The sequence below is a fragment of the Mycobacterium sp. genome, from assembly GCF_050701675.1.
Taxonomy (GTDB): Bacteria; Actinomycetota; Actinomycetes; order Mycobacteriales; family Mycobacteriaceae; genus Mycobacterium.
On the sequence record NZ_JBOGDD010001185.1, the window covers coordinates 1 to 11,507 of the forward strand.

9 protein-coding genes are annotated in these 11,507 nt (G+C 66.6%); 2 read left to right on the plus strand and 7 right to left on the minus strand.

All coding sequences use genetic code 11. The features are described 5' to 3' along the window. The 3 genes from ACRDUX_RS36795 to metH all read right to left on the minus strand — a co-directional run. The coding region (locus ACRDUX_RS36795; protein ID WP_526421797.1) for an MFS transporter at positions 1–745 on the minus strand (745 nt) is incomplete at its 3' end. 88 nt (positions 746–833) lie between these two features. Continuing rightward, positions 834–1,517, minus strand: coding sequence for an HAD family hydrolase (locus ACRDUX_RS36800; RefSeq protein ID WP_526421807.1), 684 nt, complete (start codon positions 1,515–1,517; stop codon positions 834–836). A gap of 50 nt (positions 1,518–1,567) precedes the next feature. Further along, positions 1,568–5,230 (minus strand): methionine synthase, encoded by a 3,663-nt coding sequence (gene metH / locus ACRDUX_RS36805; RefSeq protein WP_526421809.1) that lies wholly within the window; start codon positions 5,228–5,230, stop codon positions 1,568–1,570. A 492-nt stretch (positions 5,231–5,722) separates the two neighbouring features. Here metH and ACRDUX_RS36810 point away from each other — a divergent pair, with 492 nt between their 5' ends. Continuing rightward, a complete protein-coding gene (locus tag ACRDUX_RS36810) occupies positions 5,723–6,586 on the plus strand; it encodes a PAC2 family protein (protein WP_526421811.1) in 864 nt (287 codons plus the stop codon). 6 nt (positions 6,587–6,592) lie between these two features. Here the strand turns inward: ACRDUX_RS36810 and ACRDUX_RS36815 are convergent, their stop codons facing one another. After that, positions 6,593–7,579: an acyl-ACP desaturase gene (locus tag ACRDUX_RS36815; protein ID WP_526421799.1), complete on the minus strand. Its 987-nt coding sequence runs from the start codon at positions 7,577–7,579 to the stop codon at positions 6,593–6,595. Positions 7,580–7,738: 159 nt separating this feature from the next. On the opposite strand from ACRDUX_RS36815, the gene ACRDUX_RS36820 reads away from it, so the two are divergent. After that, positions 7,739–8,869, plus strand: coding sequence for a DUF4185 domain-containing protein (locus ACRDUX_RS36820; RefSeq protein ID WP_526421813.1), 1,131 nt, complete (start codon positions 7,739–7,741; stop codon positions 8,867–8,869). A gap of 21 nt (positions 8,870–8,890) precedes the next feature. Here ACRDUX_RS36820 and ACRDUX_RS36825 read toward each other — a convergent pair whose 3' ends face one another. From ACRDUX_RS36825 to ACRDUX_RS36835, 3 genes are all read right to left on the minus strand, one after another. Beyond that, positions 8,891–9,766 (minus strand): SDR family NAD(P)-dependent oxidoreductase, encoded by an 876-nt coding sequence (locus ACRDUX_RS36825; protein ID WP_526421801.1) that lies wholly within the window; start codon positions 9,764–9,766, stop codon positions 8,891–8,893. A 48-nt stretch (positions 9,767–9,814) separates the two neighbouring features. Then, on the minus strand, positions 9,815–11,053 hold the full coding sequence (mshC, locus tag ACRDUX_RS36830) for a cysteine--1-D-myo-inosityl 2-amino-2-deoxy-alpha-D-glucopyranoside ligase (protein ID WP_526421803.1): 1,239 nt from the start codon (positions 11,051–11,053) through the stop codon (positions 9,815–9,817). Positions 11,054–11,212: 159 nt separating this feature from the next. Further along, on the minus strand, positions 11,213–11,507 hold a 295-nt coding region (locus ACRDUX_RS36835), incomplete at its 5' end, for an inositol monophosphatase family protein (protein ID WP_526421805.1).

Consider the following 11,507-nt stretch of genomic DNA (forward strand, 5'->3'; position numbering starts at 1 on the left):
GGGTGATGGTGATCTCGAGATTCTTCTCGCCGAGGAGCATGTTGAGCACCCGCCGGGCTTCCGGAATCTTGTGACTGGCAACGAGATACCTTGGCGACTCCGGGATGGTGAAGGCCAGACCGCCGTAAACGACCGCGGGGATCGCCATGACGAGGAACATCCAGCGCCAGGCATCCAACCCGAGCCAGAGCACTTCGTTGGGGCCGCCCGCTGCCTTCTGCAGCAGCCAGTTGATTACGAAGGACAAGAAGATGCCGGAGACGATGGCCAGCTGCTGTAGCGAGCCCAGCCGGCCGCGAATGCGGGGCGGCGACGTCTCGGCGATGTAGGCCGGCGCAATGACCGAGGCGATGCCGACTCCGATACCGCCGACGACCCGGAAGAGGACGACGATCTCGACGTTGGGTGCCAGCGCCGTTCCGAAGGCACTCACCAGAAAGAACAGCGCAGCGATCTTCATCACCGAGATGCGGCCGATCCGGTCGGCGATCCGGCCTGCTGACATGGCGCCGGCTGCGGCGCCAAGGAGTGCCGAGGCGACGGCGAAGCCCAACTCGGCGTTGCCGATGCCGAAGTCCTCCTGGATGGAATCGACAGCGCCGTTGATCACGGCGCTGTCGTAGCCGAACAGCAGCCCGCCCAGAGCGGCTACCGAGGCGATTCGAATGGCGGTTCGGCCCGACGAGAAGTCCTCGTCACTGATCGCCGACGGGCCGTCGGATACGGGTGGTCCCTGGCCAGCCATGAGACTTCCTTTCGCAGCGCTGCGTGATGCGTGTCACATAGACGATCGCACAGTCCACGGGCTCAAAGGGTCATATCTCGACGGCGACTCAGACGACGCGGGTATCAGCGGCGCGGTTCAGCTCGTGATGGATCGCGCGCAGGGCGTCGACGTCGAGGCCGACGAGCGAACTCACGTGCCTGCGCAGCGGACTGTCCGGCACCTCGACGTCGTTGGGCACGACCACGACCGGGCAACCGGCCGCCTCGGCGGCCTCGGTTCCCGTCACCGAGTCCTCGATGGCGAGGCACTGCGCGGGTTCGAATCCGAGCAGGTGCGCGCCTCGAAGGTAGGGATCCGGCGCTGGCTTGGCGTGCTCGACTTCATCACCGCAGACCGATACTGAGAAGTAGTGCCTGCCAATGCTCTTCAGCGCGCGTTCCGTCAGCTCCCGGCGCGTGTTGGTCACCAAGGCAAGTGGGATGCCCGCCTCGGTGAGGGTGTCGAGTAGCTCACGCGCACCCGGCAGCCACGGCAGTCCGTCCTCGAACAGTTCGCCGACGTGGTCGTGCAGCCAGTCCGCCGCCCCCGCCATCGACGTCGGGTCCGGATCCAGACCCAGATCGGTGTAGACGATGCGCATGACGCTCTCGGAGGATCCGCCGATCGTCGACGTCCGCACCTCCGGCGTCAGTACACCGCCGAGGCGCGCGTAGAGCGCGTGCAGCGAGATGTCCCAAAGCTTTTCGGAGTCGACGAGGGTGCCGTCCATGTCCCACAGCACAGCCGACAGGACACCGGGCGTCGTGACGCTCGTGTCAAACTTTTCCACCAACGTAGGGCTCAGTCCTCTGGGTTGTAGCCGAGATTGGGGCCGAGCCAGCGCTCGGCTTCCTGCAGGGTCCAGCCCTTGCGCTTCGCGTAGTCGGCGACCTGGTCCTGGGCCAGCCGGCCGACCACGAAGTACTGCGACTGCGGGTGCGAGAAGTACCAGCCGCTGACGGCAGCACCGGGCCACATCGCCATCGACTCGGTCAGCTCGATACCGGTGCGCTCCTGGACGTCCATCAACTCCCAGAGCGTCGCCTTCTCGGTGTGCTCCGGGCAGGCCGGGTAGCCCGGCGCTGGGCGGATTCCCACGTACTTCTCACCGATGAGAGCCTCGTTGTCCAGCTGCTCGTCGGGCTGGAATCCCCAGAACTCCTTGCGGACCCGTTGGTGCATCCGTTCGGCGAACGCCTCCGCCAGCCGGTCGGCGAGCGACTCCAGCAGGATCGCGTTGTAGTCGTCGTTGGCCGCCTTGAACTCGACGATCTTGTCCTGGCTGCCGAGCCCCGTGGTGACGGCGAAGGCGCCGACGTAGTCCCGGAGGCCCGTTTCTTTGGGGGCGATGAAGTCGCCGAGGCTCCGGTTCGGGATGCCGTCCCGGTGCTCGCCCTGCTGGCGCAGGTTGTGCAGCTTCGTCTTCACCTCGGTCCGAGTCTCGTCGGTGTAGACCTCGATGTCGTCGCCGACCGCGTTCGCCGGGAAGAATCCGATCACCCCGTTGGCAGTCAGCCACTTCTCCTTGATCAGGGTGTCGAGCATCTCCTGGGCGTCGTCGTACAGCTTGCGGGCCGTCTCGCCCGAGACCGGGTTGTTGAGGATGTCGGGGAAGCGGCCCTTCATCTCCCAGGCGTTGAAGAACGGCTGCCAGTCGATGTACTCGCGAAGCTCGGCGACGTCGTAGTCGAGAAATTCTCGTACTCCCACACCTTGCGCAGGCACCGGCGGCGGGTAGCCGTCCCACTCGATCGGCGTGCGGTTCGCGCGGGCCTTCTCCAGCGTCAGCATCGGCCGCTCGGTCTTCTGGGCGTGCCGTTCGCGCAGGGCTGCATAGTCGGTCTCGGTGGCCTCCAGCAGGGCTGGACGCTGTTTGTCGTCGAGGAGCGCGGCAGCCACTGGCACCGAGCGGGACGCGTCCTTGACCCAGACCACCGGACCACTACGACGCGGCGACACCTTCACTGCCGTGTGGGCGCGCGAGGTGGTCGCGCCACCGATCAGCAGCGGGATCTCCAGCCCCTGGCGCTCCATCTCGACGGCGAAGTTGACCATCTCGTCAAGGGACGGCGTGATCAGGCCGGATAGCCCGATGATGTCGGCGTTGTGCTCCTTCGCGGCGTCCAGGATCTTCTGGGCAGGCACCATCACACCGAGGTCGATCACTTCATAGTTGTTGCACTGCAGGACGACCCCGACGATGTTCTTGCCGATGTCGTGGACGTCGCCCTTCACGGTCGCCATGATGATCGTGCCGTTGGTGTCCTTGCTCGCGGTGGTACCGGATTCTTCCTTCTCCGCCTCGATGAACGGCAGCAGGTAGGCAACGGCCTTCTTCATCACCCGGGCCGACTTCACGACCTGGGGCAGGAACATCTTGCCTGCGCCGAAGAGGTCACCGACGACGTTCATGCCGTCCATCAGCGGGCCCTCGATCACCTCGATCGGACGACCACCTGCGGCGGCGATCTCGGCCCGCAATTCCTCGGTGTCGGACTCGACGTCGGCGTCGATGCCCTTGACCAGGGCGTGGGTGATCCGCTCTCGGGCCGGCAGGCTGCGCCACTCGGCTGCCACCGGGTCGTCAGCCTTCTCGGAGCTGTTGAACCGTTCGGCGATCTCCAGGAGCCTTTCGGCAGCGTCCTCGCGACGGTTCAGGACGACGTCCTCGATCCGGTCCCGCAGCTCGGCATCGATCGAGTCGTAGGGCACCAGCGCACCCGCGTTGACGATGCCCATGTCCAGGCCTGCCTTGATGGCGTGGAACAGGAACACCGCGTGGATCGCCTCGCGGACGGGGTTGTTGCCCCGGAACGAGAACGACACGTTCGAGATACCGCCGGAGATGTGCACCCCTGGCAGGTTCTCCTTGATCCAGGCGCAGGCCTCGATGAAGTCGATCCCGTACGTCGCGTGCTCCTCGATACCGGTCGCCAGCGCAAAGCAGTTCGGGTCGAAGATGATGTCCTCGGCCGGGAAGCCGACCTCTTCGGTCAGGATCCGGTAGGCGCGCCCGCAGATCTCCTTGCGGCGCTCCAGGTTGTCGGCCTGCCCCTGCTCGTCGAAGGCCATCACGACGACGGCGGCGCCGTACTTGCGGCACAGCCGTGCCTCGCGGATGAACTTCTCCTCGCCCTCCTTCATGGAGATCGAGTTGACGATCGGCTTGCCCTGCACGGTCTTCAGGCCCGCCTCGATGACGTCCCACTTGGAGGAGTCGATCATCACCGGGACGCGGCTGATGTCCGGCTCGGACGCGATCAGCTTGGTGAACCGGTCCATCGCGGCGATGCCGTCGATCATGCCCTCGTCCATGTTGATGTCGATGACCTGCGCACCGACCTCGACCTGCTGCAGGGCGACCGACAGCGCGGTGTCGTAGTCCTCGGCCTTGATCAGGTTGCGGAACCGGGCGGAGCCGGTGATGTTGGTGCGCTCACCGATGTTCACGAACAGGGAGTCGTCGGTGATGTTGAGCGGCTCCAGGCCCGAGAGCCGGGTGGCCACCGGGATCTCCGGCAGCTCGCGCTGCGGCACGCCCTCGACGACCTTGGCGATCTCGGCGATGTGCGCTGGCGTCGTTCCGCAGCAACCACCGACCAGGTTGACCAGGCCGGCCTCGGCGAACTCGGCGATGTAACCGGCCTGCCCCTCCGGGGACTCGTCGTACTCGCCGAAGGCGTTGGGCAGGCCGGCGTTCGGGTAGCAGGAGACGTAGGTGTCCGCGATCCGCGCCATCTCGGCGATGTAGGGCCTCATCTCCGGCGCGCCAAGGGCGCAGTTGAGGCCCACCGCGAGCGGCTTCGCGTGCCTGATCGCGTTCCAGAATGCTTCGGTGACCTGACCGGACAACGTTCGCCCGGATGCATCGGTGATGGTGCCCGAGATGATCACCGGCCAGCGGCGTCCGCGGTTCTCGAACAGCGTCTCGACGGCGAATACCGCTGCCTTGGCGTTCAGCGAGTCGAAGATCGTCTCGATGATGAGGAGGTCGGAACCACCGTCGACCAGGCCGTTGGCAGCTTCGAGGTAGGCGGCGACCAGCTGGTCGTAGGAGACGTTGCGGGCACCGGGGTCGTTGACCTCCGGCGAGATCGACGCGGTCCGCGTCGTCGGCCCCAGCGCCCCGGCGACGTAGCGGGGCCTCTCCGGGGTGCTGAACTCGTCGCAGACCTTGCGAGCCAGGGCAGCGCCTGCGTAGTTCAGCTCGTAGCCCAGCTCCGCCATGTCGTAGTCCGACAGCGAGACCGCGTTCGCGTTGAACGTGTTGGTCTCCAGGATGTCGGCGCCCGCCTCGAGGTACTCCCGGTGGATCCCCTCGATGATCTGCGGCTGCGTCAGGTTGAGGAGGTCGTTGTTGCCCTGGAGGGCGGTCGGCCACTCCGTGAACCGCTCGCCGCGGTAACCGGCCTCGTCCGGCCGGTCCCGCTGGATCGCCGTGCCCATCGCGCCGTCGATCACCATGATCCGCTGGTCGAGAGCAGCCGTCAGTTCGTCGGTGCAGTCGGGGCGGGTGTTCGGCACAGAGATGTCCGAGTCAATGGCGTCCACGTGCACTCCTTCCGTAGCGGAAGGCGTCCTTAACTCTGCCGAGCGTGGCGGATACCGGAAGGGGACCGGCCCCCCCAATAACCGTTGCAACGCCTCTCGACCAGGAAAGTCTACGTCGTCACCCGATCGACGTCTGGACGCCAAGGTCATCGCCGCGATAGACCCCTCGCGGTTCTGGTGGGCGATGTCGTAGTCACCCAGGTTAACCAGATTGCAGCCGAACGTATTTCGCCTCGACCGCGTCGTGCCTGCCTCGAAGTGCACGTGGTGGATTTCGATGAGGCCGGGGCGAGTCTCGTCGAGGATCTCGTTGCAGCCCTCGAGGTCGTCGAAGTCGTCGAGGGTCACGTATCCCGACCCGCCAGGCGATGGCCCTCGCGGGTGCCGGACAGGGCTTACGCTGGCCTGGTGACAGACCTGCCCGACTTGCAGGACACCATCATCGTCGCCGCCTTCGAGGGATGGAACGACGCAGGTGACGCGGCGAGCGACGCGCTCGAGCATCTCGACGTCATCTGGGAGGCCGAGACGATCGTGGAGATCGACGACGAGGCGTACTACGACTACCAGGTGAACCGGCCGGTCATCCGCCAGATCGACGGCGTGACGCGCGAACTGGTGTGGCCATCGATGCGCATCTCGCACTGCCGCCCACCCGGAAGCGACAGGGACATCGTGCTGATGCACGGCGTGGAGCCCAACATGCGGTGGCGGACGTTCTGCGCGGAACTGCTGACGATCGCCGAGAAGCTGAACGTCGACACCGTGGTGATCTTGGGCGCGCTGCTCGCCGACACGCCGCATACGCGGCCCGTACCGGTTTCCGGCGCGGCCTACTCCCCCGAATCTGCCAAGCACTTCGGCCTCGAGGAGACGCGGTACGAGGGCCCGACCGGTATCGCCGGAGTCTTTCAGGATGCCTGCGTGGCCGCGGGAATCCCGGCGGTGACGTTCTGGGCCGCGGTCCCGCACTACGTGTCGCAGCCGCCGAATCCGAAGGCGACGGTGGCGTTGCTGCGCCGCGTCGAGGACGTCCTCGACATCGAGGTCCCGCTTTCGGACCTGCCCATGCAAGCCGAGGAGTGGGAGCAGGCGGTCACCGAGATGACCGCCGAGGACGACGAGATCGCCGAGTACGTGCAGACCCTCGAGGAGCGGGGGGACGCCGAGGTGGACATGACCGATGCGCTCGGCAAGATCGACGGGGATGCGCTGGCCGCTGAGTTCGAACGCTATCTGCGGCGTCGCGGTCCAGGCTTCCGCAGTTAGCAGCAGTCAGAGCACCAATGACCTGGAGGAGTCCCGTTCCGCCTTGCGTTCTTCGCGTTCGAGGTAGCGGGCCTTGGAATCCTCGAACTTGGCTGAGGCGGACTCCATGTGTGCGATGAACACCGCGAGGTCGTCGCGGAGTTGGAGGCCTTCGCCGGTGAAGTCGTTGCGCTCGAAGATCCGCCAGTACCGCAGTATCGGCAGAATCACCTCGTCGAGATGCTGCCGCAGGTCGTAGATGCCGCCGACGGCGATCTTCACGGCGTTGCGGCGGAAGTTGGGGATCGCGGAGCCGGGCATCTGGAAGGTGGCCAGGATCCGGCAGATCGCGCGGATCATCCGATCGGGTGCAAGGTCAAGGGCGGCTGAGCCAATGCCGCGGTAGAAGATCATGTGCAGGTTCTCGTCTGCGGAGACCCGCTTGAGCAACTGGTCGGCGATCGGCTCTTCGCAGGCCCTGCCGGTGTTGCGGTGTGAGACGCGGGTCGCCAATTCCTGGAGCGTCACGTAGACGAGCGTATCCAACGTCGATTCGGAGCCGACCGTCCCCTGCCCCTGCTGACCTGGGCTGAAGCCGGCGGTCACCTGGAGCATCCTGGCCCGTTCCAACTCGACCGGATCCACGGCCCTCGTCACGACCAGATAGTCGCGCAGAGCCATGCCGTGCCGGTTCTCCTCCACGGTCCAGCGGTTCACCCACGCCCCCCAGGCGTCGTCGAGGCTGAAATACTGGGCGATGGCCCGGTGATAGGACGGCAGGTTGTCCTCGGTGAGCAAATTGGTGATCATCGCCACTCTGGCCAGCTCGGAGAGCCCGGACTGCTCGACGTCCCATTCGCGTCCGCCCAGCGTGCCGTAGTCGGTGCCTGCCGACCACGGCACGTAATCGTGCGGATTCCAGTTCTTCGTGGTGGCGAGATGCTGGTTGAGCCCGGCCTCCGCAACTGGTTGCAGTTCGTGGAGGAGCTCGAGGTCAGTGAGTGGTCGTGCCATGTTCCGCCGTCCGCATCTCGTGGTGGTGATCGCCACGCGACCGCTGGAGTTCGCGCTGAACTGAAGACCCACGCTACAGCAGCGAACCGCCGAAGCCCGGCAGGCGAAAGCCGCGATACTGGGGGCGCCGCGCCTGGTACCGAGGAGACGAAGATGCCGATGACCGACCCTTCGACGGGTGGACGGGCCTGGCAGAGGTCGGGACGGACCGAACGGCGTCGCGTTCCTCTGCTCGACGGCAAGGTCGTCGACCTCACGGGCCCTGGCCTCACCGAACGCTGGGGAGTCACGTCCACCGATCTCGGGGCATCCGTGGTGGCGCCGAACGGAAAGCTGGTGTCGGTCTTCGGCGACACGTTCTCGGGGCGCAGGGTCGGTGACGGCGAGTGGCGTTCGCCCGTCGTGCTGATCGGCACCGGCGACGCCGACCACGAAATCGTCTACGAACGCGCCGGTGGTCCCGATCCCGACTACGCACGCCAACTCTGGCACTACGTTCACGACGACCCCGCATCCGGCTGGAGCCGCAGCGGCATCAGCACGGTGATCCCGTCCGACCTGCTGCGCGTTGACGATTCGCTGTACCTGCACGCCATCGTCAACCGCGAGTTCGGCAACGTGGCCTGGACCGAGATCTGGCGCTCCGACGACAGCGGTGGGTCCTGGACACACCTGGGCGACGACGCCAAGTTCCCCGCCGGTCTGCACGGCGGATTCGCCCAGTGCTGGTCCTGGGACCACGATCCCGACGACGGCTGGGTGTACGTGGTGGCGACGGGATTTCAACGCGACAAGGGAATCATCCTGATGCGCGTGCGTCCGGAGCACATCGGCAATCGGTCGCGCTATTCGAGTTGGGGCTGGGACGGCCACCGCTGGGGTTGGGGGCGGCGGGCCACGCCGATAACTCCCCGTGGCGAGAGGTGGGGCGAGTTGACGTTTCGCCGGATGGCGAGGGGCACGTGGATTCTTGGCGGCTTCCTCGCGTCGAAGTACGCGCTCGGCTACCGCGTGGTCGACTCACCGGTGGCCAACCTGCACGCCACGCCGATCCAGACGCCCGTCGTCGGCTCGGCCTGGCATGGCGAGAACCACGACCAGAACCGGGTTGCGCAGCTCTACGGCGGCTACGTGCTGCCCGGCTCACGCTTCGACGTCGAGGGCGGTATCGGTTTGGTCGTGTCCCAGTGGAACACCGAAGCCGGATGGCCTTATCGGGCAATGCAATTCAAGGCCGCCCTGAAGGACACCTCGAAGACGGTGCACCCATCGGACCCCGTCAACCTGTGATCGCCGGCCGGTGTACCCGCGTCACTTCTCCAACTCTTCGTTGTGAGCGCTGGTGGAGCGGCCCAGCGCCGCTACCTCGGCGTCCATCCGCGGTAGGAGATCGGGCACGATCTTCAGCACCGGCGCCTCGCCGAGCGGGGTCGACAACAGCGGCTTGAGCCAACGCACCGCGCCCACCCAGCTCGGGCAGTAGACGCGGGACTTGCGGCCTTCGATGCCCGCGACGAACGCCTTGCCGCACTCAGCCACCGACGTGGTCTTCTTCAGTGGCCCCGGCAGCTTCGACAGCATCTCGCCGAACGTGGACAGATCCGCCTTGGAGTCACGCACCATCGCGGTGTCGATCCAGGACATGTGGGCCGAGCCCACGTCGACACCGCGATGAGCCACTTCCAGTCGCAGGGCGTTGGCGAACTGTTCGACCGCCGCCTTCGAGGCGTTGTAGGCCGCCAGTCCTGGGGCGGCCGCGTACGCGGCCAGCGATGAGACCACCAACACGTATCCCCGCCGCTCGATGATCGACGGCAGCGTGGCGCGCACCGTGTGAAAGACCCCGAGCACGTTGATGTCGAGGACACGCTTGAACGCCTCGGGGTCGACCTGCAGCACCGACCCGTACGACGCGATCCCGGCGTTGGCCACGACGACGTCGATGCCGCCGAACCGCTGCACCGCCGCACCGGCAGCCGCGTGCATGGCGCCGAGGTCGCGGACGTCGGCGCCGACGGTCAGCACGCGGTCCGAGCCCAGCTCGGTGGCCTGCCTCGCGAGCGCGTCCTCGTCGACGTCGGTGAGCACCAGCTTCGCGCCCCTGTCGTGTAGCCGGCGCGCCACCTCGGCACCGACGCCAGCCGCGCCGCCCGTGATGAAGACGACCTTCCCGCTCACAGAACTCATGCGCGAAACGTACCGCAGCGCGCTGCGCCGGGGACAGGCCTGGCAGGCCTACAGGTCCACGCCCAACAGCGCATCGATGGCGGCCGCAACGCGGCGGGGCGACTCGGCGTCCCCACCGCCGTACTCCAGCGCATCGGTACACCAACCATCAAGCGCAGCAAGGGCTTTGGGGGTGTCAAGATCGTCGGCCAGATACCCGCGGACGCGGGTGATCACATCCGTGGCATCGGGTCCCGTCGCCAACTCGGTGGCCGCGCGCCACCGGGCCAGCCGAGTCTGCGCCTCGGACAGCACGTCGTCGGTCCAGGATCGGTCCGTTCGGTAGTGTCCGGCCAGCAGTCCGAGCCGGATGGCCGATGGCTCGACACCTTCGGCACGCAGTCGCGACACCAACACCAGGTTGCCGCGGCTCTTGCTCATCTTGTGGCCGTCCCAGCCGATCATCCCGGAGTGCACGTAGTGCCGTGCGAATCTCCGCTCCCCCGTGGCTGATTCGGCGTGTGCGGCGGAGAACTCGTGGTGCGGGAAGATCAGGTCACTGCCGCCGCCCTGAACGTCGAGGCCGGTACCGATGCGGTCGAGCGCGATCGCCGCGCATTCGACGTGCCAACCGGGTCGGCCCGGTCCGAACGGTGAGGGCCAGCTGGGTTCCCCTGGCCGCTCGGCACGCCAGAGCAGCGCGTCCAACTCGTCGCCCTTGCCAGGCCGGTCGGGGTCACCGCCGCGCTCGCCGAACAGTCGCAACATGGTGTCGCGGTCGTAGCCCGATTCGTAGCCGAATTGCACGGTGGCGTCGGCGCGGAAGTACACGTCGGGATACTGCGGGTCCTCCACCACGTAGGCAGCCCCCGAAGCCAACAGCTTCTCGACGAGTACGACCACCTCGGCGATGGCGTCGGTGGCCGCCACGTAATCGTGCGGTGGGAGAACCCGGAGCGCAGCCATGTCCTCGCGGAACAGCTGGATCTGCGTGGCACCGAGGTCGCGCCAGTCGATGCCGTCGCGCGCGGCCCGTTCGAACAGCGGGTCGTCGACGTCGGTGATGTTCTGCACGTAGTGCACGTGATGACCCGAGTCCAGCCACGACCGGTAGACCAGATCGAACGTCACGTAGGTCGCCGCATGGCCGAGGTGGGTGGCGTCATACGGCGTGATGCCGCAGACGTACATGGTGGCCGTGTCACCGGCCGCCACCGGACGGACCTGCCGGTCGGCGCTGTCGTACAGACGTAGCTGCGCCCCTCGTCCCGCTAGCTCCGGAACGTTCGGCGCCTGCCACGATTGCATGGCTCCGACTCTAGGGTGTGCGCTCAGTTCGGCCTCCCAGCTCAATTCAGCCCCTTGCGGTGCGTCACTCGAAGTGATGCGACAACGGGAGCGGCCATTCCATTCCCCGATCGATCCGGAAATTCCCCCCGCCGCTTCGCTCGCCCCCGGATCCGCACGTCAGAACACCGAACGGATCGCGGTGAGCAGGGTGTCGGCGAGCTCTGACCTGCACATCACGAAGTCGGGCAGGTAGGGATCACTCCGGTTGTAAATCAGCGGTGAGCCGTCCAGTCGCGACGCATGCAGTCCGGCCGCGACGACGACGCCAGCCGGGGCGGCCGAGTCCCATTCGTACTGCCCGCCCGCGTGGACGTAGGCGTCGACGTCCCCACGGACGACGGCCATCGCCTTGGCGCCCGCCGACCCGATTCCGATCAGCTCGACGTCGAGGATGTCGCGCAGCCACCACAGC

Coding starts and splice junctions, on each gene's coding strand:
- metH (WP_526421809.1), bottom strand. CDS start 5,230: ATGGTGATCGACGGCGCGATGGGCACGGCGATCCAGCGGGACCGGCCG.
- ACRDUX_RS36815 (WP_526421799.1), bottom strand. CDS start 7,579: ATGGCACGACCACTCACTGACCTCGAGCTCCTCCACGAACTGCAACCA.
- ACRDUX_RS36820 (WP_526421813.1), top strand. CDS start 7,739: ATGACCGACCCTTCGACGGGTGGACGGGCCTGGCAGAGGTCGGGACGG.
- ACRDUX_RS36825 (WP_526421801.1), bottom strand. CDS start 9,766: ATGAGTTCTGTGAGCGGGAAGGTCGTCTTCATCACGGGCGGCGCGGCT.
- mshC (WP_526421803.1), bottom strand. CDS start 11,053: ATGCAATCGTGGCAGGCGCCGAACGTTCCGGAGCTAGCGGGACGAGGG.